This is a genomic window from Streptomyces sp. ATexAB-D23 (genome assembly GCF_000373645.1).
In the GTDB taxonomy this organism is placed as follows: Bacteria; Actinomycetota; Actinomycetes; order Streptomycetales; family Streptomycetaceae; genus Streptomyces; species Streptomyces castrisilvae.
On record NZ_KB892046.1, the window covers coordinates 297,261 to 322,178 of the forward strand.

At 71.3% G+C, this 24,918-nt stretch carries 18 protein-coding genes; 8 read left to right on the top strand and 10 right to left on the bottom strand.

Going from position 1 to position 24,918, the window contains the following annotated elements; genetic code table 11:
• Window positions 1–2 precede the first annotated feature (2 nt).
• From B082_RS0129290 to B082_RS36940, 3 genes are all read left to right on the top strand, one after another.
• On the top strand, window positions 3–2,150 hold the full coding sequence (locus B082_RS0129290) for a right-handed parallel beta-helix repeat-containing protein (RefSeq protein WP_018555361.1): 2,148 nt from the start codon (window positions 3–5) through the stop codon (window positions 2,148–2,150).
• A 137-nt stretch (window positions 2,151–2,287) separates the two neighbouring features.
• Complete coding sequence (locus tag B082_RS0129295) at window positions 2,288–3,901, top strand: glycoside hydrolase family 13 protein (RefSeq protein ID WP_018555362.1); 1,614 nt, start codon at window positions 2,288–2,290, stop codon at window positions 3,899–3,901.
• Between the two features lie 118 nt (window positions 3,902–4,019).
• Window positions 4,020–4,430, top strand: coding sequence for an FKBP-type peptidyl-prolyl cis-trans isomerase (locus B082_RS36940; protein WP_018555363.1), 411 nt, complete (start codon window positions 4,020–4,022; stop codon window positions 4,428–4,430).
• Window positions 4,431–4,560: 130 nt separating this feature from the next.
• Here the strand turns inward: B082_RS36940 and B082_RS0129305 are convergent, their stop codons facing one another.
• The 5 genes from B082_RS0129305 to B082_RS0129325 all read right to left on the bottom strand — a co-directional run bounded on the left by B082_RS0129305 (window position 4,561) and on the right by B082_RS0129325 (window position 10,037).
• Window positions 4,561–5,391, bottom strand: coding sequence for an ABC transporter ATP-binding protein (locus B082_RS0129305; RefSeq protein ID WP_018555364.1), 831 nt, complete (start codon window positions 5,389–5,391; stop codon window positions 4,561–4,563).
• Window positions 5,388–6,467 (bottom strand): FecCD family ABC transporter permease, encoded by a 1,080-nt coding sequence (locus B082_RS0129310; protein WP_018555365.1) that lies wholly within the window; start codon window positions 6,465–6,467, stop codon window positions 5,388–5,390. Before B082_RS0129310 ends, B082_RS0129305 begins: the two co-directional genes overlap by 4 nt.
• Window positions 6,464–7,471 (bottom strand): FecCD family ABC transporter permease, encoded by a 1,008-nt coding sequence (locus B082_RS0129315; RefSeq protein ID WP_018555366.1) that lies wholly within the window; start codon window positions 7,469–7,471, stop codon window positions 6,464–6,466. The genes B082_RS0129310 and B082_RS0129315 overlap by 4 nt, the downstream gene beginning before the upstream one ends.
• A 55-nt stretch (window positions 7,472–7,526) precedes the next feature.
• On the bottom strand, window positions 7,527–8,570 hold the full coding sequence (locus B082_RS0129320) for an ABC transporter substrate-binding protein (RefSeq protein WP_018555367.1): 1,044 nt from the start codon (window positions 8,568–8,570) through the stop codon (window positions 7,527–7,529).
• A 186-nt stretch (window positions 8,571–8,756) separates the two neighbouring features.
• A complete protein-coding gene (locus B082_RS0129325; RefSeq protein ID WP_199783866.1) occupies window positions 8,757–10,037 on the bottom strand; it encodes a phthiocerol/phthiodiolone dimycocerosyl transferase family protein in 1,281 nt (426 codons plus the stop codon).
• Window positions 10,038–10,504: 467 nt separating this feature from the next.
• Here B082_RS0129325 and B082_RS0129330 point away from each other — a divergent pair, with 467 nt between their 5' ends.
• Entirely contained in the window at window positions 10,505–11,338 is an 834-nt protein-coding gene (locus B082_RS0129330; RefSeq protein WP_018555369.1) for a PIG-L family deacetylase, read from the top strand.
• 86 nt (window positions 11,339–11,424) lie between these two features.
• Here B082_RS0129330 and B082_RS0129335 read toward each other — a convergent pair whose 3' ends face one another.
• The 5 genes from B082_RS0129335 to B082_RS0129355 form a co-directional block, all read right to left on the bottom strand.
• Complete coding sequence (locus tag B082_RS0129335) at window positions 11,425–12,540, bottom strand: hypothetical protein (protein ID WP_018555370.1); 1,116 nt, start codon at window positions 12,538–12,540, stop codon at window positions 11,425–11,427.
• A gap of 13 nt (window positions 12,541–12,553) precedes the next feature.
• Window positions 12,554–13,687, bottom strand: coding sequence for an SPFH domain-containing protein (locus B082_RS0129340; RefSeq protein ID WP_018555371.1), 1,134 nt, complete (start codon window positions 13,685–13,687; stop codon window positions 12,554–12,556).
• Window positions 13,688–13,814: 127 nt separating this feature from the next.
• On the bottom strand, window positions 13,815–16,337 hold the full coding sequence (locus B082_RS0129345) for an ATP-dependent Clp protease ATP-binding subunit (RefSeq protein ID WP_018555372.1): 2,523 nt from the start codon (window positions 16,335–16,337) through the stop codon (window positions 13,815–13,817).
• Between the two features lie 269 nt (window positions 16,338–16,606).
• On the bottom strand, window positions 16,607–17,266 hold the full coding sequence (locus tag B082_RS0129350; protein ID WP_018555373.1) for an HAD family hydrolase: 660 nt from the start codon (window positions 17,264–17,266) through the stop codon (window positions 16,607–16,609).
• A 76-nt stretch (window positions 17,267–17,342) separates the two neighbouring features.
• A complete protein-coding gene (locus B082_RS0129355) occupies window positions 17,343–18,329 on the bottom strand; it encodes a polysaccharide deacetylase family protein (RefSeq protein WP_018555374.1) in 987 nt (328 codons plus the stop codon).
• Window positions 18,330–18,723: 394 nt separating this feature from the next.
• Here B082_RS0129355 and B082_RS0129360 point away from each other — a divergent pair, with 394 nt between their 5' ends.
• The 4 genes from B082_RS0129360 (at window position 18,724) to B082_RS0129380 (ending at window position 24,782) form a co-directional block, all read left to right on the top strand.
• On the top strand, window positions 18,724–19,896 hold the full coding sequence (locus B082_RS0129360) for a cellulose-binding domain-containing protein (protein WP_018555375.1): 1,173 nt from the start codon (window positions 18,724–18,726) through the stop codon (window positions 19,894–19,896).
• 366 nt (window positions 19,897–20,262) lie between these two features.
• Window positions 20,263–21,042, top strand: coding sequence for an HAD family hydrolase (locus tag B082_RS0129370; RefSeq protein WP_018555377.1), 780 nt, complete (start codon window positions 20,263–20,265; stop codon window positions 21,040–21,042).
• On the top strand, window positions 21,039–23,429 hold the full coding sequence (locus B082_RS0129375; RefSeq protein WP_018555378.1) for a glycoside hydrolase family 65 protein: 2,391 nt from the start codon (window positions 21,039–21,041) through the stop codon (window positions 23,427–23,429). Before B082_RS0129370 ends, B082_RS0129375 begins: the two co-directional genes overlap by 4 nt.
• 129 nt (window positions 23,430–23,558) lie before the next feature.
• Window positions 23,559–24,782: a chitinase gene (locus tag B082_RS0129380; RefSeq protein WP_018555379.1), complete on the top strand. Its 1,224-nt coding sequence runs from the start codon at window positions 23,559–23,561 to the stop codon at window positions 24,780–24,782.
• Window positions 24,783–24,918 lie beyond the last annotated feature (136 nt).

The following is a 24,918-nucleotide window of genomic DNA, read 5'->3' on the forward strand; positions in this document are numbered from 1 at the left end:
CCGTGCCCGAATTCCGCACCGCAAGGTTCCTCAAGCCCACCGCCGCCATATCCGCTGCCATGCTGCTGGCCCTGACGGGCGCCGTCTCCTACAGCCTGGCGACCCCGCCACCCGCCTACGCGGCCACCTCCACGCTGGAGGCGGAGTCCGCCACCCTGTCCGGTGGCGCCGTCGCCGAGCAGGAGCACGCCGGGTACACCGGCAGTGGCTACGTCGGCGGGCTGACCGACGGCAACAAGGGCCGCGCGGCCATCGCCGCCGGGCTCCGGTCCGCGTACGCCGGAGCCGGGACCGTGACCGTCCGCTACGCCAACGGCACCGGTTCGGCCAAGACGCTGACCCTGACCGCGGGCGGGACGTCCCAGCAGATCTCCCTGCCGGCGACCAGCGACTGGGGGAGCTGGTCCACCATCGATGTGCCGGTCACCTTCACCCAGGGAACCAACACCCTGACCCTGGCCTTCACCGACAACGACAGCGGCAACGTCAACATCGACCACCTCAAGGGGACCACCCCCGAGGCCCCCACCGACCCCGGCGGTCCGGGCGAACCGGACCCGGGCGGCGTCGGCGCCTCCCTGCCGTTCACCACGTACGAGGCCGAAGCCGGCACCACCAACGGCTCGACCAGCGGCCCCGACCGCACCTACCTCACCGTCGCCTCCGAAGCCTCCGGCCGCAAGGCCGTCGAGCTGGCCCGGACCGGCGACTACGTCGAGATCGAACTCACCGAGCCCGCCGACGCCATCAACCTGCGCTACTCCCTGCCCGACAGCAGCGACGGCAAGGGCATCGACGCCACCCTCAGCGTCTACGCCGACGGCGAGGCCCTGCCCGACCTCCAGCTGACCTCCCGCTACGCCTGGGTGTACGGCGCCTACCCCTACACCAACAGCCCCGGCGAGGGGCAGGCCCACCGCTTCTTCGACGAAACCCGCACCCACTTCGGCCGCACCCTGCCGGCGGGTACCGTCCTGCGCCTGCAGAAGGACGCCACGGACACGGCCGCCTCCTACACCATCGACCTCCTGGAGGCGGAGCGGACCGAGGCGCCCGCCGCCCTGCCCAGCGGCTACGTGTCCGCCGAGGACCTCGGCGTCACGCCGGGCAGCCAGGACGTCACGGCCGCCCTCAACAGCGCGCTGCAACAGGCGAAGAGCCAGGACAAGGGCCTCTTCCTGCCCGCCGGAACCTACGTCATCTCCGACCACGTCAACCTCACCGGGGTGAAGCTGCGCGGCGCAGGCGTGTGGCACACCGTTCTCCGCGGCACCGGGCTCAAGGGCGGACTGTTCGGCCAGGGCGGCACCAGCACGATCGAAGACCTCATGATCGACGGCAGGAACACCGTCCGCGACGACGCCGGCGGGCAGGCCGCCATCGAGGGCGACTTCGGCACCGGCTCAACCATCAAGAACGTGTGGATCCAGCACACCAAGGTCGGCCTGTGGATCTCCGGACCCACCACCGGCCTCCGCGCCACCGACCTGCGCATCCGCAACACCTACGCCGACGGTGTGAACCTGCACGGTGCGGTGAAGGACACGGTCGTCGCCAACAGCAGCATCCGAGGCACCGGCGACGACGCCCTGGCCATGTGGTCGGACGGAGCGGCGGTGACCAACAGCGCGTTCCGCAACAACACCGTGCAGTTGCCCATGCTCGCCAATGGCGCCGCCGTCTACGGAGGAAGCGGCAACAGTGTCGAGAACAACCTCATCTCCGACACCGTCGTCGCGGCAGCCGGTATCGCCGTCTCCACCCGCTTCGGCGAACCCTTCAGCGGCACCACCACCGTCTCCGGCAACCACCTGCGCCGCACCGGCAGCATGGAGGTGAACTGGAACTCCCAGCTCGGCGCCCTGTGGATCTACGCCGACGTCCACGACATCACCCAGCCCGTCGTCCTGACGGACAACACCGTCGAGGACTCCACCTACAGCGGACTGCTCGTCACCTGGCAGAAGCAGGTCTCCGACCTGCGCGTGGACGGACTCACCATCAACAGGGCCGGCGCGAACGGCATCGAGGGCAACGCCGCGGGCAACGGAACCTTCGCCAACACCAAGATCAGCGGAACCGCCGGCGCCCCTCTCAACATGACCGGCGGCTTCACGATCCAGCGCGGAAGCGGCAACTCCGGCTGGTAACCCCTGACCGACCGCGGGCCCGGCACGCCTCCCCGACCGGCCGGGCCCGCGGCCACCACGATTCGAGAGCCGCGGGCCCGGCCCGGTCCGACGACCGGGCCCGCGCACTGTTCGCACCACCCACGAAGGCAGGCATCATGACCCCGCGCACCACCGAATGGTGGCGTCACGCAGCCATCTACCAGGTCTACCCGCGCAGTTTCGCCGACGGCAACGGCGACGGCACAGGCGACCTGGCCGGCGTGCGCTCCCGGCTGGGCTACCTCCAGCGCCTGGGCGTCGAGGCCATCTGGTTCTCCCCCTGGTACCTGACCCCCATGGCGGACGCCGGCTACGACGTCACCGACTTCCGCCGCATCGACCCCCGCTTCGGCACCCTCGCCGAAGCCGAGAAGCTCATCGGCGAAGCCCACGAGCTGGGCATCCGCATCATCGTCGACATCGTCCCCAACCACGTCTCGAACGAGCACGCCTGGTTCGAGGCGGCCCTCCAGTCCCCACCCGGCTCACCGGAACGCGACCTGTTCTGGTTCCGCGAGGGACGGGGCGAGCACGGCGAACTGCCGCCCAACGAGTGGCAGTCCATCTTCGGCGGCCCTGCCTGGACCCGTCTTCCCGACGGCCAGTGGTACCTGCACCTCTTCGCTCCCGAACAGCCCGACCTCAACTGGCGCAGCCCTCTCGTACGCGCCGAGTACGAGGATGTCCTGCGCTTCTGGTTCGACCGCGGCGTCGACGGCATCCGAGTCGACTCGGCCGCCATGTGCAGCAAGGACCCCGCGCTGCCCGACTACGACCACAGCGTCTTCCCCCACCCCCATCCCTACGTCGACCTCGACGAGAACCACGACATCTACCGCGGCTGGCGCGCCGTGGCCGACTCCTACACCGAGCCCCGCGCACTGATCGGAGAGGTCTGGCTCGCCGACCCCGTCCGGTTCGCCCACTACCTGCGCCCCGACGAACTGCACACCGCGTTCAATTTCGACTTCCTCGGGTGCCGCTGGGACGCGGATGCCCTGCGCGCGTGCATCGACCAGACCCTCGCGGCCCACGCGGATGTGGGCGCCCCCAGCACCTGGGTGCTGTCCAACCACGACGTCACCCGGCACGTCACCCGCTACGGCCGCCCCGACACCAGCACCGCCGGCGGCATCCGCCAGTACAACCCGGTCGTCGACGAGGACCTCGGCCGCCACCGTGCCCGCGCTGCGGCTCTGCTCACCATGGCCCTCCCCGGAGCCGTCTACATCTACCAGGGCGACGAACTCGGCCTCCCGGAAGCCGAGGGCATCCCCGCGGACCGGCGCGACGACCCGATCTACCACCGCACGAACGGCGAGGACCCCGGCCGCGACGGCTGCCGCGTCCCGCTGCCGTGGAGCGGCGGCCAGGAGCCCTACGGATTCAGCCCCGATACGACGGCCGGCCCCTGGCTGCCCCAGCCGGCCTCGTGGGCACAGCTCAGTGTCGCCGCTCAGGAGAACGACCCCGACTCCATGCTGAACCTCTACCGAAAGGCCCTCGCCCTGCGCGCGGCGGAACCCGCCCTCGGTGACGGACCGGTGAACTGGCTCGACTTCCCGCCGGGAGTCCTCGCCTTCACCCGCGGCGACGACTTCGCGTGCGTCGTCAACCTGTCCGCGACCCCGGCCGAACTCCCCGAGCATGTCCGGGTACTCATCACCTCTCACCCCCTCAGCGACGGACTCCTGCCGCCCGACAGCAGCGCCTGGCTCCGCACCGCCTGACCGTGCGGCGGACGGTGGGCTGTCCCGCACGGCCGGTAGCGTGATCACCTGCCGCATGGAACGTCCATGTGTCCGGCCGGCCGCACGAGGGCTTCCGGTGGCGAGCGAGAGGGCCGCGATGAGCGAACCGACCAAGCCCGTAGTCGTGGTTCCGCAGGGCGCCGCGCCCACGGAGCCGGTGATCCGGGACCTCGTGGTCGGGGACGGTCCCGAGGCGCAGCCGGGCAGGGTGGTCCAGATCCACTACGTGGGGGTCACGTTCGCGTCCGGGAGGGAGTTCGACTCCTCCTGGGAGGGCGACCGGCCGTTCAAGTTCGCCGTGGGCGGCGGCAAGGCCATCAAGGGCCTCGACCGGGGCGTGAGGGGAATGAAGGCCGGGGGCCGGCGCGAGATCATCGTGCCCCCGCGTCTCGGCTACGGCAAGCAGTCACCCACCGCCTCGATCCCGCCGGGCTCGACCCTGGTCTTCGTCGTGGACCTGCTCACAGTGGTGGGCGGGCCCGGCGGAGCGGGGCCCGGCCGGGCCTGAACCCGGCGCGGTCGCCGGCTGCCTCCTCGTCGCCCTCCCACGAGCGTGCTCCTGGCGCGGTCCGCCGCTTCCGCGCACATCAGGAAGCCCACGGTACGGCCGGCGTTCGCGTCCCGGCGGGGGCTTCGCTTCAGCGGGCGTGCGTCTTCTCCGCCGGGGCGGGCTGCCAGCTGTAGCCGGGGACGACGAGACGGCCACCGGTGATGGGGTCCGGGATGATGACGGACGACAGCCCGAAGACCTCCTGGACCATGTCGGTGGTGACGACCTCGTCGGGCGCCCCCTCGGCGACGATGCGGCCGTCCTTCATGGCGACCAGGTGGTCGGCGTAGCGGATGGCCTGGTTGAGGTCGTGGAGGACGGCGACGACCGTGCGTCCGCGTTCGAGGTTGAGACGGCGCACGAGGTCCAGGACTTCCACCTGGTGGGCGACGTCCAGGTACGTCGTGGGCTCGTCGAGCAGCAGCAGCTCGGTGTCCTGCGCCAGGGCCATGGCGATCCACACGCGCTGGCGCTGACCGCCGGACAGCTCGTCCACCGGCCGGTCGGCGAGGCCGGCCGTGTTCGTACGCTCCAGAGCATCCGCCACGGCGTGCTCGTCGGCTTCCGACCACTGCTGCCACCACTTCTGGTGCGGCTGGCGGCCGCGTGCGACGAGGTCGGCGACGGTGATGCCGTCGGGCGGCGTGGGGGACTGCGGCAGGACACCGATGGTCCGGGCGATCTGCTTGGCGGGGAAGCCGGTCAGTTCGCAACCGTCCAGCAGCACGGCGCCGCGCCGCGGCTTGAGGAGGCGGCCGAGCGCCCGCAGGAGGGTGGACTTGCCGCAGGCGTTGGGCCCGACGACGATGGTGACCTTGCCATCGGGTATCTCCAGGTCCAGGCCCTCGACGACGGTGCGGTCCTCGTAGGCCAGGGTCAGATCGTGCGCCGAGAGGCGGCTGGCGGACGGGCGGCTCATGACGCGGTGCCTCCGGAACGGCTGCGGGTACGGACGATGAGCCACATCAGGTACGGGGCACCCACCACGGCGGTGAGGACGCCGGTCGGCAGCTCGATCGGGGAGAACAGACGGCGGGCCAGCAGGTCCGCGACCACGACGATCAGCGCGCCCGCCAGCGCCGAGGACAGCAGCGGGGTCTGAGCGGTGCGGGTGAGCCGGCGCGCGATCTGCGGGGCGAGCAGTGCGACGAAGTCGACCGGTCCCACGGCGCCGGTGGCCACCGAGGCCAGGACCACGCCGAGCGCGGTCAGCCCGAGCCGGGACCGGCCCAGACGTACACCGAGCGAGGTCGCGGTGTCGTCGTCGAAGGACGCGCTGCGCTGTGCCCGCGCTGCCCATACGGCCGCCGGCACACCGACCAGGAGTACGAGGACGAGCGGTCCCGCCTCCTCGTAGCCACGGCTGTTGAGCGAGCCGGTCAGCCAGACCTTGGCCTGCTGGGCCACCAGATAGTCGCCCTTGGTCAGCAGCAGCTGGGTCAGCGAACCGAGCGCGACCGACACACCGATGCCGACCAGCACGAAGCGTGAGGAGTGCAGCCCGCCGCGCCACGCGAACACGTACACGAACAGGGCCGCTGCCATGCCACCGGCGACGGAGACGTAGGGCAGCGCGTCGGCGGCGACGGCGTTGAAGCTGAGCGCGGCCACCGTGGCCGCCCCCGCCCCGTGTGTGACGCCGATGACGTCGGGGCTGGCCAGCGGGTTGCGGGCGACGGTCTGCACGAGCGCCCCCGCGACGCCGAACGCGGCCCCCGCGAGCAGCCCCACGACCAGCCGGGGCAGCCGCAGCGTGCCCACCACGAGTTCGTCGGGACTGGGGCGGCCGAACAGGACGCGGACGACCTCCGCCGGTGCGACGAACGATTCACCCACGCACAGGTACGCCACGACCGCGCAAGCGAGCAGCACCGTCAGGGTCACGGCGACGAGGACGGTCCGGCGGTGAACGAGGAAGCTCACGCGTCCGCGCCGCAGCACCGCGTGCCCGGCGGGGCGCAGGCGGGTGGTGGCGACGGCTTCGGAGTGGCTCACGCGGCCACCACCGATCGGCGCCGGACCAGCGCGATCAGGAACGGTACGCCGATCAGGGCGGTCATGACGGCCACCGGTACCTCCGAGGGCGGAAAGAGGATCCGGCCGAGCACGTCGGAGCCGAGGATCATCACCGGGCCCAGCATGGCCGCCAGGGGCAGAACCCAGCGGTGGGCCGTGCCCACCAGCGCGCGGGCGATGTGCGGGACGGCCAGGCCGGTGAACGCGATCGGGCCGACCGAGGCCACCGCGGCGCCGGTGAGCACAGTCGCTCCGAGCGCCCCCAGCGCCCGCAGCAGCGCCACGTTGTTGCCGAGGTTCCGGGCGGCGTCGTCACCCAGCGCGAGGGCGTCCAGGCCCCGTGCCATCGCGGCGACCAGGACGATGCCGGCCAGGATGAACGGCCATACCTGGCCGATCACTTCGCCGTCACGCCCGCTGATCGAGCCGACCTGCCAGAAGCGGAACTCGTCGAGAGCGCGCGCGTTGGTGGTGGCGATCCCCGACACGAGCGAGGCGAGGAACGCGTTCATCGCCGCACCCGCGAGCGCGAGTTTGATCGGCGACGCCCCGCCCCGCCCGCCGCTGGCGACCGCGTACACACCGACCCCGGCCAGGGCCGCGCCGGCGAACGCGAACCACACGTAACCGCCCAGCGAGTGCACACCGAAGAACGCGATGGCGGCCACCACGCCCACCGACGCGCCCTGGCTGACGCCGAGGATGCCCGGCTCCGCGATGGGGTTGCGGGTGATGCCCTGCATGACCGTCCCCGCGAGGGCGAGCGCGGCGCCCGCGAGGACACCGATGACCGTCCGGGGCACCCGCAGGGCCCGGACCACCTGGGCATCGTCGCTGCCGCCGCTGTGGAACAGGGCCTGGAGCGCGTCGCCGGGCGCGATCTGGCGGCTGCCCACGGTGAGGCTCAGAAGGACGGCGGCCAGCAGCATCACCGCACCGGCCAGCAGCCAGCCCGCCCGCCGGCGGGGGTCAGGGACTGGCATGCGCCGTACTCACTCTCTGTTCCACTCTTCCCGGTCCTCAAGCGATGCTCTGCCGTCAGTCCGTCAGGCGCTTCTGGAGGTCGTCGAGCACCTCGTCGGCGGCGGTGACGCCGAGACCCAGGTACCAGGTCTCGTCCGGCACGTCATAGGCGTGCCCGTCCTTGACCGCCTTCAGGTTCTTCCACAGGGGATTGGCCTGCGCCTTGCTCTTGTCGGTGGCCTTCGCCTCGCCGTAGACGCCCGTGAAGATGTAGTCGGCGTCGGCCTGGTCGATGTTCTCGGCGCTGACCTCGGCGGCCAGGTCCGCGATGTCCTGGTTCTTGGGGCGCGGGATGCCGACGTCCTTGAGGATCGTGCCGATGAACGAGGCGTTGGCGTAGAGCCGGATCACACCGTCGGGCAGATAGCGGACCATCGACACGGTCGGCTTGTCGGCCCCCAGCTTGTCCCCGAGGGCCTCGGCCTTCTTCTTGTACGAGGCGAGGTTCGCCTCGGCCTGCGCCGTCCTGTCCAGTGCCGCGGCGTTGAGGAGGTAGTTCTCCTTCCAGGTGAAGCCGGGGCGGATGGAGAAGACGGTGGGCGCGATCTTGGACAGCTCGTCGTAGGAGTTGGCGGCGCGCAGCTGGCTGCCCAGGATCAGGTCGGGCTTGAGCGCGGCGATGGCCTCCAGGTTGAGGCTGTTGATGGTGCCGATGTTCTTCGGCGAGCCCGCGTCCTTCTTGAGGTACGACGGGAGTTCCGGTGAACCCTCGGTCGGGGCGAGGCCGACCGGCTTCACACCGAGCGAGACGACGTTGTCGAGCTCACCGACGTCCAGCACGACCACACGCTCGGGCCGCGCCTTGATCTCGGTGCTGCCCATGGCGTGCTTGACCGTGCGGGGCCACTGACCCGGCTCGGCGTCCGTGCCGAGCGCCGCGGTCTTCGCCGCCGCGTCACCGAAGTCCTTGCCGCCCTTGGCGACCGACTTCGAGTCCTTCGTCCCCGACCCCTGGGCGGATGAGCCGCTCCCCGAGGAATCGGCGCCGCACGCGGCCAGTGACAGTGCGGCGGCGACGGCGAGAGCGACTGCGGCTGTACCGCGGCGCCGATGTGACATGAGAGTGACCCCTAGCTGTGATTTACCTTTGAAGATTTAGGCGAGGCTTACCTTAAGCGAACGCTGTACACGGCACGCAAGCGGGTGCGAAGCGGACTCGGGCCGACCGCGGCCCTGCTGTGCGGCAGGCCGGCAGTCGGCCCGGCGCGTCTTCCTGGAGGCGGCGGCCCTGTGCGGGAGCGGCCGTCACCGGGCCACTTCCTCCAGGGCGGCGGACACCCGGTCCGCGAGCGTGTGGATCTGCGCGTCCGTGTACCAGGCCCTGCTGTAGGTCAGGTCGACGGCCAGGCGGCCCTGGTAGCGGCCGACGACCGCGAAGAGCATGGGCACGTGACCGAGTGGGGCGAGGCGTACGTCGGTGATGCTCAGCCCGTCCGGTAGCTCCGGCTCGGTGATGATTCCCACGTTGGTGATGACCAGGCTGGGCGGGTGCTGGTCGAGCATGTAGGGGAAGGCGGCCAGCTCCATCGCCGCCGCCCCGCTGTCCAGATCGGCCTGTAGTCGGGCGGCCAGATCGTGTCCGACATCGACCGGGTCGGCGCGCTCGTCCACGTCCAGCCGGATGGAGGTGGTGGTCGCCGCCGACTGCAGGACCTCGGGAGACAGCGGCGGGGAGAGCCTGCGGCGCATGTCCACGGCTGTGGTGCACAGCAGCCGTGCCGGGCCGTCCGGCACGGGAAGCACGGAGCGCAGACTCGTCAGCAAGACGCCCGACACCAGGGAGTTGAGGGTGAGCGAGGCGTCCCGGGCCCGTTGGACCAGCCGCTCACAGCGCTCGGGGGCGGCTTCGACGGGCACGATGCCGAAGCTCAGGTCGGGGCCCGGGCCGCCGTCGACAGAGGCGAGGGCCGGCAGCAGCGCCGGTGCGGCCTCGGCGTCCATGCGGGCGCGTTCGGCGACGAACTCGTGCAGTTGCCCGGGGGTGAAGAGGGCCCCGAGCACGTCGTCCAGTGCAGGCGGGAGCGCGGGCTCGACTCGCTCGGCGGGGAGCGGCCGGCCCGTGGACGACAGCCCGGTGTAGGCGGCCCAGAGGCTCCTGTGCACCGCCAGATAGCTCATCGCGTCGGCGAACGCCCGCGGCAACGTCATCACCAACCGGTGCCCGCCGCGCCGAGGCAGCATCGTCAGCCGTAGCAGCGGTTCGCGGTCCCATGCCGGTGGGGTGCTCACCTCCTCGTCGAAATCCGAAGCCCGCCCGAGTCCGGCGCCCGAGGCCGTCGTATCGATCCGGACGAACGGCGCGCTCCCGTCCTGGGAGAGGATCCTGCCATCGAGCAGGGGGTAGCACTCCCGCAGCCGGTACAGCGCCTGAGCCAGAAGGACCTCGTCCGCTTCGCCCTCGACGTCGCAGTGCAGTACGAGCTGGACTCCCGCTGCGGCGATGGCAGCCTCGTGCGGTGCGAGGGGGCGCTCCATCAGGAGGTTCTCAGCGCCACCGGCAGCAAGTGCGGCTGATTGCTCGTTCACCGGGACACCACATTTCCCGGACCGTGTCCGACATCGAGGAGCAGCACTCCCTCGCAGCGCGACGCGCTGCCTCCACCGGTGGCATCCTGCACGGTTACGGTCATGGGACACGTCCTTCCGAGGTCCTGAGCCGGGCGCCCTCAGCCTGGGGGGAATCCTCCGGAAGCACCGTTGAACACCGCCTGAGGCACACGATCTGGTGATCGCTTTCGAGCCATGGCCGCCGGGTGCCGCGACTGAGTGCCGCGACATCGAGGACGGATTCCTGGCCGCTGCGGGAGACGAATCGGCCGTGGCGGGAACAGGGGGTCCGGGCGGGGCGGTTGCATGGACCGAGGGCCGGCGCCGCACGGGCGGGGAGCACGGAGACCGCGAGGTCGTCCGCCCGCCGGGCATCCGGACCCCACGATCGCGCGGCGCCCGCCGCGCACTCGGACTTTGACGTATTTCCGCAGGAGGACTGTGTCATGAATGACCGGCCGTTGACGCTCATGGCAGTGCACGCCCACCCCGACGACGAGGCGACCGGAACGGGAGGGATCCTCGCGCGGTACGCGGCGGAAGGAATCCGCACGGTTCTTGTGACATGTACCGACGGCGGTTGCGGTGACGGGCCGGGGGGCGTCAAGCCCGGCGAGCCCGGTCACGACCCGGCCGCCGTCGCCCGGATGCGGCGCGAGGAACTGGCGGCGAGCTGTGAAGTCCTGAAGGTCAGCGATCTGGAGATGCTGGACTACGCGGACTCGGGGATGGCCGGCTGGCCCGGCAACGACGCCCCCGGCTCCTTCTGGCAGACCCCCGTGGCGGAAGGCGCCGCCCGGCTCGCGGAGCTCATGCGCCACTACCGGCCCGATGTGGTCGTCACCTACGACGAGAACGGTTTCTACGGTCACCCCGACCACATCCAGGCCAACCGCATCACGACGGCGGCGCTGGAGATGACCGACCTGACGCCGAAGGTGTACTGGACGACGGCACCGCGCTCGATGATGCAGCGCTTCGGGGAGACCATGCGCGAGTTCGGCGCGGACGTGCCCGAGCCGGATCCCGCCGAGGCGGCCGCGATGGCCGAGATCGGGCTCCCCGACGACGAGATCACCACATGGGTGGACACCTCGGAGTTCAGCGGCCGGAAGTTCGACGCGCTGGCCGCGCACGCGAGTCAGGGGGAGAACATCTTCTTCCTCAAGATGGGCAAGGAGAGGTTCGGCGCGTTGATGGGCGTGGAGGCGTTCGTACGCGTCAAGGACACCACCGGAGCGGCCGTACCCGAGAACGACCTCTTCGCCGGACTGCGCTGACCGCCCGGCAGGATGCGACAGCCCCCGCCGGAACGATCCGGCGGGGCAGCGCGTCGCCGGTCGAGGCCGGCCAGGACACCGCGCCTCTACTTGCGCATCACCAGGAGGACGATCAGCGCGGCGATGACCAGCCCGCTCACCACCGCCGCGGCGATCTTGGCCTTGCTGTACGGGCGTTCGCCGATGACCTCGGCGGTGCGGGCGTTCACCATGACCTGCCAGCTGGTGCCCGCGTACAGATAGGTCAGGAACCACACGGGCAGCAGCATGAGCTTGAACGTGAGCGCGGAGTACTCCGTGTCCAGCGAGGTGACCCGTTGCTCGTCACCGCCGATGTCCGACCGGCAGTCGGACTTGATGACGGTGGCCATCCGCTCCTTGGCCGTCACCAGCCCGGCCTCGGGCTCCACGTCGTACCGTACGGTCCGGAAGCCCGCCAGGTACTCCGGCTGGAACGGCTTCGCCTCCTCCAGCGGCCAGGGCGTGAGCTTGTCCAGCTGCTCGTGGCCGACGTGGCTGGTCCCGGCGACGAGGACGTCGTCGAAGGCGCGGCTCACCATTCCGGAGACGTTGGACCAGCGGGTGCGGCGCACCTGGCGGGTCTTGGTGACGCTCTTGCCGTCCTCCGTGGTGGTGTACGTCTCGGTGACGTAGTAGTGGGTACCACGCTGGCCCCGGTAGCTGGTGACCGTCTGCGCGTCGTACGTCCAGTGCGGCAGATAGCTGCCCTTGAACGTCTCCGCCTCGCTGACCTTCTTCAGCCGCGAGGGCGCGAACCAGCGGGACGACGTCCATGAGCGCAGCGCGTCCCGGGCCGCGTCCCGGTCCAGGCCGAAGGGGACCACGGCCTCCGGCTGTACCCGCTCCGCGGCCTCCGGGTCCGCGACCAGCGCCGTGGCACAGAACTGGCAGTTCACGGAGAGGTCGTCGCTCTCGGTGTGGGCGCCGCAGCCCGGACAGAGATAGGTCCGTATGCCGCCCGCGACGGGGCTCCGCGGCTTGGCGGGCAGCGCGGCCAGCTCGTCGAAACTGTGCTCGCGGACCTCGCGCGCCGCCGTGGCCACCGCCTGCTCGTGACCGCAGTACGGACAGCGCATGGCGTCGGAGCCCGGTGCGAACTCCACCGTGGCGCCGCACGCCTGGCAGGGGTAGGAACGGGAACCCGTGCCGGCGGCCCCGGCGTCCTGCTCTTCGGTGTTCAACGTCGTCCCTCCCTCAGGCCTGTGGCGGAAGCGGCGGAGGAACGGCCGCGAAGAGCCCGCCCACGTCGGGTATCTGTTCGGCGGGCAGCCAGCCGGACATGCCGTCCTTCCAGATCAGCGTCGCCCTGGTCAGGGTGCCCGCGCTCACCAGACCGGACAGCGCCGCACGGTCGTAGGGCCCCTGCTGGGTGCCGTTGACACCGATGAACCACTGCTCCTGCACGGGCAGCGGCGGCGGGCCCGCCGCCGGGGCGGGAGCAGGGGCGGGCGCGGGAGCCGCGGGCTGCGGCTGCGGGGTGAGAGCGGCGGCCATCCGCTGGCCCGCGGCCATCCCGAGCCCCAGGCCCATGCCCTCGCCGACACCGTTGCCCGGCGTGCCCGCGGCGGTGGAGAGCGCGTCGGCCGCCCGGAACTGGGTGTACTGGTCGAGATTGCCCGCGATCCCCATCCGGGAACGGGTGTCGATGGCCTCCTCGACCTCCGGAGGCAGCGAGATGTTCTCGATGATGAACTTGGGGACGGCGATACCGACCGGCTTCAGCTCCTCGGAGAGCACCCCCGCGAGCCTGGTGCCGATGGCCTCCTGCTGGGTGGCCAGATCCAGCATCGGCACACCCGCCGTCGCGAGTGCGCTGCCCAGCTTGCCGACGATCAACTGGCGCAGATACTGCTGCACCTCCTCGGTGCGGAACTGCGGGTCCGTACCCGCCAGTTCGCGCAGCAGCGCCGCCGGGTCGACCACCTGCGCCGCGTAGGCGCCGAAGGCCCGCAGCCGCACCATGCCGAACTCGGGGTCGCGGACGATGACGGGGTTCTGCGTACCCCACTTCATGTCCGTGAACTGGCGGGTGGTGACGAAGTACACCTCTGCCTTGAACGGCGAGTCGAAGCCGTACTTCCAGCCCTTCAGCGTGGACAGCAGCGGCATGTTCTGCGTCTGGAGGGTGTACGTGCCCGGCTGGAAGACGTCCGCTATCCGGCCCTCGTTGACGAAGACCGCGGTCTGCGACTCCCGTACGACGAGCTTGGCGCCCATCTTGATCTCGTTGTCGTGACGCGGGAACCGCCACACGATGGTGTCCCGGCTGTCGTCGGTCCACTCGATGATGTCGATGAATTCCCCGCGGATGCTGTCGAACAGCCCCATGGAACCTCCCCCGTTCGTTGCTGCGCCCCACTCGCGATTCGTCAGGGAACGATAGCAACCAGCAACGACAGGGCCTCCCCGGCCGCACGCCGGCTTCGGTGGCGTGCGGGCGGGGTCTTTCCCCGGATCAGGCCGGGGGAGCCGCCGGGTCCGGCTCCGTGGCGGCCTCACCCTTGCGGACCGTGCAGTGGAGCGAGTCGTTCACCACGTCGGCGACGATCGTGTCGCCGGGCTCGGCGTCGCCGCCGAGCAGCAGGGACGCGACCCGGTTGTCCAGTTCCGTCTGGATCGTGCGGCGCAGCGGCCGGGCACCGAAGGCCGGCTGGTAGCCGTGGGCGACGACGAGCTTCTTCGCCGCCTCGGTGACCTCCAGCGTCATGCCCTGTGCGTGGACGCGGTGCTTGCTGCGGTCCAGGAGGTGGTCGACGATCTCCGACAGGTCCTCCTCGGTGAGGCTGTGGAAGACGATGATGTCGTCGATGCGGTTGAGGAACTCCGGCAGGAAACGTCCCCGCAGCTCGTCCATCAGCTGGTCCTTGAGCTCGGCCGCGTCGCCCTCGTGGTCGAGGATGCGGTGGGCGCCGATGTTGGACGTCATGATGACGACGCAGTGCCGGAAGTCGACCGTGCGGCCCTGCCCGTCCGTGAGGCGCCCGTCGTCCAGGATCTGGAGCAGGGTGTTGAAGACGTCCGGGTGTGCCTTCTCGATCTCGTCGAACAGCACCACGCTGTACGGCTGCCGGCGGACCTTCTCGGTGAGCTGGCCGGCCTCCTCGTAACCGACGTACCCGGGAGGCGCCCCGACGAGCCGGGCGACGGTGTGTTTCTCCTGGAACTCGCTCATGTCGAACCGGATCATCCGGTCCTCGTCGCCGAAGAGCAGAGCGGCGAGCGTCTTGGCGAGTTCGGTCTTGCCGACGCCGGTGGGTCCGAGGAAGAGGAAGGAGCCCACGGGGCGGTCCGGGTCGCCCATGCCGGCCCGGTTGCGGCGCACGGCCTCGGACACCGCCGTGACCGCCTCGTTCTGGCCGACGATCCTGGAGTGCATCTCCTCCTCCAGCCGGAGGAGCTTCTCCTTCTCGCTGGCGGTCAGCTGGGAGACGGGAATGCCGGTACGGCGGGACACGATGTCCGCGATGTCGGCGGCCGTGACGGAGACGACGCCCTCGCGCCGCTCCTCGACGCCCGCGAGCTCGCCCTCGGCCTGTGCGATCTGCCGCTTGAGGTCGGAGGCCTTCTCGAACTCCTCGCCCGCGACGGCCTCGTCCTTCTCCCGTCGCAGCTTCGCGAGCCGGTCCTCCCGGCTGATCACCTCGGTGGAGCGGCCGGCGCTGCGCAGCCGCACCCGGGCTCCGGCCTGGTCCATCAGGTCGATCGCCTTGTCGGGGAGGAAGCGGTCGCTGACGTAGCGGTCGGAGAGCTCCGCCGCCGCCGTGAGGGCGCCGTCGGCGAAGCGGACCTGGTGGTGCGCCTCGTACGCGTCCCGCAGCCCTTCGAGGATCTGCACGGTCTCCTCGACGGTCGGCTCCGGGATCAGGACCGGCTGGAAGCGGCGTTCGAGGGCGGCATCCTTCTCGATGTGCTTGCGGTACTCGTCGATGGTGGTCGCGCCGACCACGTGCAGTTCGCCACGGGCGAGGGCGGGCTTGAGCATGTTGCCGGCGTCCATCGAGCCCTCGCCGGTCGCGCCGGCACCGACGACCGTGTGCAGCTCGTCGATGAACAGGATGATGTCGCCCTGAGCCTTCTGGACGTCCTCGATGACCTTCTTCAGGCGCTCCTCGAACTGACCCCGGTACTGCGCACCGGCCACCAGCCCGGACAGGTCGAGGGAGACGACCCGCTTGTCCTTGAGGGTGTCGGGAACCTCGCCCGCCACGATGCGCTGCGCGAGGCCCTCCACGATCGCGGTCTTGCCGACGCCGGGCTCACCGATGAGGACCGGGTTGTTCTTGGAACGCCGGGAGAGGATCTCGATGGTCTGCTCGATCTCCTCGGCCCGCCCGACCACGGGGTCGAGCTTCCCCGCCTTCGCCTCCTCGGTGAGGTCCCGGCCGAACTCGTCGAGGGTGGTGGCCGGTTCCTTCGGGGCCGGAGCGGCTCCCTCCGGGCCGAAGGCCCCCTGGTCGGCGGCGCCGCGCAGCTTCGAGACGTCCAGGTCCTCGGCGCGCAGGAAGCGGGAGGCCCCGGAGTCGGGGTCGCCCAGGAGGGCGCCGAGGATGTGCTCGGGGCCGATGTAGGACACACCGGCGGCCTGCGAGCGGGCGTGGGCGAGAGCGAGGGTGCGCTTGGCGGCCGGGGTGAGGCCGGGCTCCGAGGACGGCTCGGCGGACTGTGCGGGCAGCACCTCGGCGATCCGGTCCGCGAGGGTGTCGGGGTCCACGCCGCCCTGGGCGAGGATCCGGCGGGAGGGCTCGACCCGGGTGGCGGCCCACAGCAGGTGCTCGGTGTCGAGGTCGGACGTCCCGTCCTCGGCCGCCTTGCGGGTGGCCAGGCCGAGCAGCTCGTGCGAGGACTCCGTGAGCAGCCTTCCGATGGGCACGCGCTGCACGGCCGGGGGTGAGGAGGCCGGTGACATGCCGAAGAACCGGTTCAGCATCTCGCTGAACGGATCGGAGGAACCGAGAGGTGAACCGAACGCCATCGACATGCCGAAGCTCCTGGTCAGAGGCTGAGGGGTTTCACCGCGGAAACCCGGGGTCCGTTGCTCCGAGAAACGGGCGGTGGGCCGGGGTGCCCGCGAAGGGCCGCGGCGCGGCGTGAAACCACCGGCTCCACTTACATGGCTATATATCCGTTTTCATCGGATCCACGGAACGAGCTTCGCATGACCACGCACAGCGCACGACCGGTGGATGTCACCGGGACGCTCCCTCGGCCCGGTGACATCCGGGGCCCCGGACGACGGGGTGGGTGCGTTCAGCGGGCGGCGGCGGCCAGCAGCTCCGGCAGGTCGCGCATGTCGTTGAACACGACCGTGCCGGGCCCCTCCAGCCGTGCGGCCGGAGTGAGGCCGCCGCAGTACCCGAAGGCGCGCATGCCCGCGGACCGGGCCGCCGCGACCCCGTACGCGCTGTCCTCGATCACCGCGCACCGCTCCGGGCGCACCCCCATGGAGCGTGCGGCGTGCTCGAAGAGGTCGGGGGCGGGCTTGCCCCGTCTGACGTCGTTCGCGCTGAAGATCCGGTCCGCGAAGTGGTGCCTCAGGCCGGTGATCTCCAGGCTTCGCCGGATGCCGGTGTGGCTGCTGTTCGACGCGACGCAGGTGCCGGTGGTGAGGCCGTCCAGGACCTCGCCGATGCCGTCGACGGCGGCCAGCTCGGCCTCGAACGCCGCGTCGTACAGATGCTCGTACTGGTTCTGCCAGCCCTTCTCCAGGCTCCGCCCGAGCCGTTCCTCGATGGCGGCCGTGTACACCTCGACGGATGAGCCGACGAACCGCTCGATGATCTCGGCCTCGGTGAACGAACACCCCAGATCGGCCATGATCAGCGCGTCCACCTTGACGCACAGTTTCTCGCTGTCCACCAGTACGCCGTCACAGTCGAAGATCACCAGGTCTATCGGGTTCAGCGTCATGTGCAGCAGCGTAGAGGGGGCCGGTGTGCGCCTCGCACACCGGCCCGGGGCGTTGCGGAACCGGCGTTCCGGGTGGTCAGGGCGTCGCGCACGACACCGTCGGCCAGGTCCAGTTGCCGTTGGTCCGGATCGTCACCCCCCAGGTGTTTCCGTTGCCGTTGGGCTTCGCGGTGAGGACCTGGGCGCTGGGGTAGGCGGCGCTGATGTTCCAGGTGGTGAGGACCTTCTCGGGGGCGGGGAGCCGCATGGTGACGGTCCAGTCGGCGGAGCCGGTGACGGACACGTCGAGGTTGTAGCGGTCGCCCCACTGCTGTCCGGCGGACAGGGTCGCCGTGCAGCTGCCGGTGTTCCCGCCGCCTCCGCCGCTGCTGCCGTCGGGTGCGACGGCCCGCCCGGTCTGCGGGGAGATCATGCCCGAGCACAGGCCGCGGGAGGCGAGTGACTGGGCGATCCGGGGGATCGCGGCGAGCGTGTTGTCCGGCCACTCGTGCATCAGGATGACCTGGCCGTCGGAGAGCCGGCCCACGGCCTGCACGATCGCGTCGGTGCTCGCGCCGTTCCAGTCCTGCGAGTCGACGTCCCAGATCACTTCCGTGAGTCCGTACGCGGCTTCGACGGCCTTGAGGGTGGAGTCGGTCTCCCCGTACGGCGGGCGGAACAGCTTCGGTGTCCCGCCGCCCGCGCCGGCGATGGCCTGCTGGGTCCGGGAGATCTCCGAGTCCATCTGCGCCCGGCTCTGCTGGATGAGGTGGGGGTGGGTGTAGCTGTGGTTGCCGACCCACATGCCGGCGTTGATCTCCGCCTGCACCTGGCCCGGGTACGAGGCCGCGAACTGGCCCTCGTTGAACATGGTGGCCCGTAAGCCGTTCTGCCTCAGGGCGTTGAGCAGGGCGGGGGTGTGGTCGTTGGAGGGGCCGTCGTCGAAGGTGAGGCCCACATAGCCGGTGCAGGCGGCGGCCTGCGCGGGGGCGGTGGCCGTGGCGGTCAGGCCCATCGAACTCGTGGTGGCGAGAGCGAGGCCCACTGCCAGGGCGGCCGGGCGGCGACGGAGACGGAAGCGCATCGGGGGTCCTCCTGGTGACGGGGTGCCGGGTCCGGCCGCGCCGGTAGGGCGGCCGGCCGGGCGGTGGCCGGGGGAGCGGTGCCGAGTTTTCGGTCGGCCTCGGTGGCTGTCAATAGTTTCGGCATGTATTTCGAAATCTTCGATCGGGATGCGTCGCTCGCCGTAGGGCTGCATTCCAGTTCAGGTGGTACTTGTGACTCCTCTGACCGGTGGGTGGGTGATGGGCCGGTGAATTCCCGCCTGATGGTGGGGTGGTGACGGTCCGAAACTTTCGAAGCTGGTCGCCCTGTTCCGGCCCTCTTATTGACAGTGCGCCGTCAAGGCGATGTGATGAATGGGAGCGCTCCCATTCATCACATCGCCCCCCCGGTTTCCGACCTTCGAGGAGACGCACATGCCGATCACCTCCCCGCGTTTACCGCGCAGACCCTGGACAGCGGCCGGTGCCGCCCTCGCGCTGGCCCTGTCCCTCTTCGCCGCGGTGCCCGCCAGTGGCTCGGACCTGGCGTCCGGATGCCGGGCCGACTACACCGTCAACGAGTGGACCGGCGGCTACACCGCCGAGGTGCGCCTCACCAACACCGGTCCCGACCTCGACAGCTGGCGTCTGACCTGGACGTACGACGACGACCGGCAGGTCACGTCGGCCTGGGGCGCCACCGTCACCCAGGACGGCCACGCGGTGACCGCCGTCAACGCCGCCTGGAACGGGGCTCTGGCCAGTGGCGGCACCGTCGACTTCGGCGTGCAGGGGACCGGGCGGACCGCCGGGCCGGTGCCCACCGACTTCGCGCTCAACGGCGTGTCCTGCGGCGGTGACGGCACCTCGCCGCCCACCACCCCGCCCACCACCCCGCCGCCCACCGCCCCGCCCTCCGCGGAGTGCGGGGATGCCGCCGTCTGCGAGGACTTCGAGAACCAGACGGGTCCGGCCCCCGCGGGCGACTGGCAGTTCACCGCGCCCGACTGCCAGGGCACGGGCACGGCCGCCGTCGACACGCAGATCGCGCACAGCGGCACCCGGTCGCTGCGGCTCGACGGGCAGGCCGGCTACTGCAACCACGCCTTCGTGGCCTCCACCGCGGACCTGTCGTCGGTCGGCCCCGTGCTGTACGTCCGCATGTGGGTGCGGCACACCACCCCGCTCCCGGCCGCGCACGTCACCTTCGTATCGATGCCCGACAGCTCCCAGGACGGCAAGGCGCTGCGGATCGGCGGGCAGAACGGCGCCCTCCAGTGGAACCGGGAGACCGACGACGCCACGCTCCCGGCGCAGAGCCCGGTCGGAGTGGGGCTGAGCAGGCCCCTGCCGACGGACAGCTGGCAGTGCCTGCGGTTCGCGGTCGACACCTCGGCGCCGGGACTCGACACCTGGCTCGACGACGAGCAGGTGCCGGGACTGCACGCCGACGGAGTGCCGACGCAGGACATCGACGCCCAGTGGCTCTCCCGGACCACGCCGCCGCGTCCCACCGCGCTGCGGCTGGGCTGGGAGAGCTACGGAACCGGCGACGACACCCTCTGGTTCGACGACGTGGTCGTCGGCTCGACACCGGTTGGCTGCTGACGGCCGGGGGTGCCCGCGAGGACCCGGCGCGCTCGCCCCCGGTTGCGGTGCCACGGGTACACGCCACGCTGGAAGAGCCGTGACCACCTCGCTCGACGCGAGGCGGTCGCGGCCGAGGCCGAGGTGGAAAGGCACCCGAGCGCCGTACAGGAAGTGGGTGGGCAGCATGAAGGCTGCCGTCTTCGCGGGACCGGGCAGCGGTGCCCGGCGGGACGCGGGTGACCTGATCGTGCGGGGCGATCTCGTCACCCTCCGAGAAACGGGGCCGCACGGTCCCGGCCGGACCATCGGCACACAGGCCCCCATGCACGCGCCCGGCGGGCCGCGGCCGGCGGGCGCGCGGGTCCCCGGCCCTCCGGTCGCAGCATGAACGGGCTCCGCGACCGGTCCGGGCCGCCGCGCGCGGTCGTCCTCGACACCGACGGGGTGCTCCTCGACTCGGCCGTCGTCCACGCCGCCGCGTGGAAGACCGCGTTCGACGCCTGCCTCGCCGGGCCGGCGTCGGAGGGACCGGGGGCGGCCTGGACCCCCTTCGACACGGACGCCGAATACCGCCGCTTCGTCGACGGCAAGTCCCGGTACGACGGGGCCGAGGCGTTCCTGGCCTCCCGGGACATCCACCTCCCACCCGGGCACCCCGACGACCCGCCCGGCTGCGACACCGTCTGGGCCGTTGCCGCCCGCAAGGAAGCGGAGTTCCGCAACGCCCTGGCCGACGGCGCCGTCGTCGCGTTCCCGGACGCCGAGGAGGCACTGGCCGCCCTGCGCACGCGCGGCGTCCCCTGCGTCGCCGTCTCGGCGTCCCGGCACGCCCGGACGCTGCTCGCGTACACCGGACTCGACCAGTTCCTGGCAGCCGTCGTGGACGGCGAGGACGCCGCCCGGCTCGCGCTTCCCGGAAAGCCGGACCCGGCGCTCTTCCTGCACGCCGCCGACCACCTCGGCACCCTCCCCGGTGACACCGCGGTGGTGGAGGACGCGCTCGCCGGAGTGCGGGCGGCCCATCGCGGAGGCTTCGGATGCGTGACCGGTGTGGACCGCAGCCCGGACGGGAACGGCTCACAGGCCCTGCGGCAGGAGGGCGCCGACCTGGTGGTCCCCGACCTCATGGCGATGGTGCGGCACATCTGGGGAGAGGCGCGATGACCGCCGGATGGACGTGGGGCTACAGGCGGTACGAGCCGGAGCGCGAGCGGCTGGTCGAGTCGCTCTGCACGCTCGGCAACGGCAGGTTCGCCACCCGGGGCTCCGCCCCGGAGTGCCCGGCCGACCCCGTCCACTACCCGGGTACGTACCTGGCCGGCTGCTTCGACCGGCGGACCTCGGCCGTCGCCGGCCGGAGCGTCGAGAACGAGGACATGGTCAACCTGCCCAACTGGACGCTCCTGCGCTACCGCTGCCTCCCCGACGACGGGCCGCCCGGCGACTGGCTGACGCCCGACTCCGAGGACCTGCGGCACTACGGCGCAGGGCTCGACCTGCGGGCCGGAACGCTCACCCGGCAGCTGTACTTCCGGGACGCGCAGGGGCGCGGGCTGCGCGTCGGACACACGCGGATCGTGCACATGGGGGACCCGCACCTCGCGGCCCAGCGCAGCACGTTCCGCGCCTACGGATGGAGCGGCGCCGTCGAGGTGGAGTCCGTCCTGGACGGCGCGGTCAGCAACGCCGGAGTGGAGCGGTACCGGGACCTGGAGAGGAACCACCTCACGGACCACGCGAGCGGATACGAGCCCGACGGGACCGCCTGGCTCTCCTGCCGCACGTACGATCCCGGTATCCGTCTCGCGCTGGCCGTCCGTACCGTCACCGCCCCCGAGGTGCCCGCCGCCCGGACCGCGGCGCCGACCCGCACCGTCCAGACCTACCGCCTCCCCGTCGTCCCGCGCCGCTCGGTGTCCGTGGTGAAGACGATGGCCCTGCACACCTCGATGGACCGGCCCGACGGCGATCCGCGGGCGGAGGCCTGCGACGCGCTCACCCGGACACCGGACTTCCCCCGACTGCTCGCCACGCACGAGGCGTCCTGGCGGCGCCTGTGGGAGCAGGGCGAACTGGACGTCCCCGGCGAGGAGGGGCGCATCCTGCGCCTGCACCTCTTCCACCTCCTGCAGACGCTTTCGCCGCACACCGCGGAGCTCGATGCCGGGGTCCCGGCGCGCGGCCTGCACGGTGAGGCCTACCGGGGGCACATCTTCTGGGACGAGCTGTTCGTCCTGCCGCACCTGAACCTGCACTTCCCCGAAGTGGCGCGGGCCCTGCTCATGTACCGCCACCGCCGCCTCCCGGCCGCCCGCGCGGCGGCCCGCGAGGCCGGGGGCCAAGGGGCCATGTACCCGTGGCAGAGCGCGAGTTCGGGCCGGGAGGAGACACAGGAACTGCACCTCAACCCCCGCTCGGGGCGCTGGCTCCCGGACAACTCACGGCTCCAGCGCCACGTCGGCTCGGCCATCGCCTACAACGTGTGGCGGTACGCGCAGACCACCGGGGACCGAGGGTTCCTGCACGCGGAGGGGGCCGAGATCCTCCTGGAGGTCGCCCGCTTCTGGGCCGGGGCCGCCGCCTTCGACCCGGGACTGCGGCGCTACCGGATTCGCGGGGTCGTCGGCCCCGACGAGTACCACGACGCCTATCCCGACGCGGCGGAACCGGGCATCGACGACAACGCGTACACGAACGTGACCGCCGCCTGGGTCCTCGCCCGGGGCCTCGACCTCCTGGACGAGCTGCCGCCCGCGCGGAAGGCGGAACTGCGCGAGGACCTGTCGCTGGACGACGAGGAACTGGGGCGCTGGGAGGAGGTGTCCCGCCGTCTCCACATCCCCTACCACCAGGGGGTGATCAGCCAGTTCGACGGCTGGGGCGACCTGGCGGAACTCGACTGGGAGGGGTATCGGGAGCGTTACGGCGACATCCGCAGGCTCGACCGGATCCTGGAGGCGGAAGGCGACACCGTCAACCGCTACCAGGCCTCCAAGCAGGCCGACACGCTGATGCTCGGCTACCTCTTCCGGCCCAGGGAACTGCGCGAGCTGTTCGCCCGGCTCGGCTGTCCCCTGGACGACGAGACCTGGCGCGCCACCGTCGCGTACCACCTGCGCCGCACCAGCCACGGATCGACGCTCAGCAGCCTCGTCCACGGCTGGGTGGAGGCCCGGGGGAAGGGCGCCGACGCCTGGCGTTTCTGCGAGGAGGCGCTGCTCGGCGATGTGGCCGACCTCCAGGGCGGTACGACGGGCGAGGGCATCCACCTCGGGGCGATGGCGGGCACGGTCGACCTGGTGGAGCGGGGGATCACCGGTCTGGAGGCGGTGCCGGAAGGGCTGCACGTGGAGCCGGTGGCCCTGGCGCAGATCCCCCGGTTCTCCTTCACGGTCTGCTTCCGCGGCCACCGGGGCGTGCGCGTGCGCATGCTCCCCGGGCGCCTGGCCATCCAGGTGCCGGACTCGCCGGGGGGTCCGCTTCCCGTCGTCCTGCCGGACGGGCGCCGGTTCGCCGTCCGGCCGGGCGAGGAGCGCTGGTTCCGGCTCTGAGCGGCCGTGTCCGGGGCCGGCGGGCCGGCCGGGCAACGTTCAAGAGAATGCAATGGTCTAGGCCAACGCATTGACGTGAATGCGTCACCCTTCGATTCTTGGCGGCACCTTCTCCCGTCAGGAGTCTCCATGAAGCGTTTTCGCGCTCTGCTCTGCGGTGCGGCCACCGCCGCCCTGGCCACCGCGGGACTCGCCGCCTTCGCCGCGCAGCAGGCTTCCGGCGCGCCCGCCGGCGCCACCGCGCTCAGCGACCGCTGGTACGCCGCGGCGCCCTATCTGATGCCGCACGACAACAACCCGCCGGACGCGGGCGCCATCATGGACGCCACCGGTCTGAAGGCGTTCCAGCTCGCCTTCATCCTCGCGCCCGACGGCGGAGGGTGCAGCCCGACCTGGGACGGTACGTCGCCGGTCTCGTCGGACACCGCCGTGGGGTCCGTCATCAGCGCGATCCGCGCCAAGGGCGGCGACGTCTCGGTCTCCATCGGCGGATACGGGGGCACCAAGCTCGGCCAGACCTGCTCCGACGCCGCCTCCACCGCCGCCGCCTACCAGCAGGTCATCACCAAGTACCAGCTGAAGGCCATCGACTTCGACCTGGAGGAGCCGGAGTACGAGAACACGGCCGCCATCGCCCGTGAGATCGGCGCGGCCAAGATCCTCCAGCAGAACAACCCCGGCCTCTACGTCTCGGTCACCACGGCCGGGACCGCCGACGGCACCGGCTGGTTCGGCAAGCAGATGCTCAACGAGGCCAAGGCGCAGGGCTTCACGCCGAACAACTTCTCGATCATGCCGTTCGACGGCGGGTTCAACGGGGCGGCCGCGCAGACGAGCGCCCTGACGAACTTCAACACCGTCCTCCAGTCCACCTTCGGCTGGGACGCGGCGACCGCGTACGCGCACGAGGGCTTCTCCGGGATGAACGGCCGCAGCGACACCGGTGAGTACTTCACCCAGGCCGACTTCCAGACCGTGCTGGACTTCGCCACCAGCCACCACATGGACCGCTTCACCTTCTGGTCGCTCAACCGCGACCGGCAGTGCACCCCGCCGGACAACAACGGCAAGACCTCCGGCACGTGCAGCAGCGTGGCCCAGTCGGACTGGGACTTCGCGAAGTTCTCGGTGAAGTTCGCCGGCGTCACCCCGCCGACCACCACTCCGCCGACCACCCCGCCCCCGACCGGCGGCGACTGCGCCGCGGGCGCGTGGAACAGCGGCGCCGTCTACACGGGCGGCGACACCGTCTCGTACGGCGGCCACACCTGGAAGGCCAAGTGGTGGACGCAGAACGAGACGCCCGGCAGTACGGGTGAATGGGGGGTCTGGGAAGACCTCGGCGCCTGCTGAAGGGCGCCCCGGAGGGCCCGGCCGGCGCGGGAGGGCGCGCCGGCCCGCCCCGTCGCCGGATGGGGATGTCACCCGCTTTGCTCGGCCGGACCGACCTGCGACTAGTTTGGGTCCAGGACATGTACGCAGGCCCGGG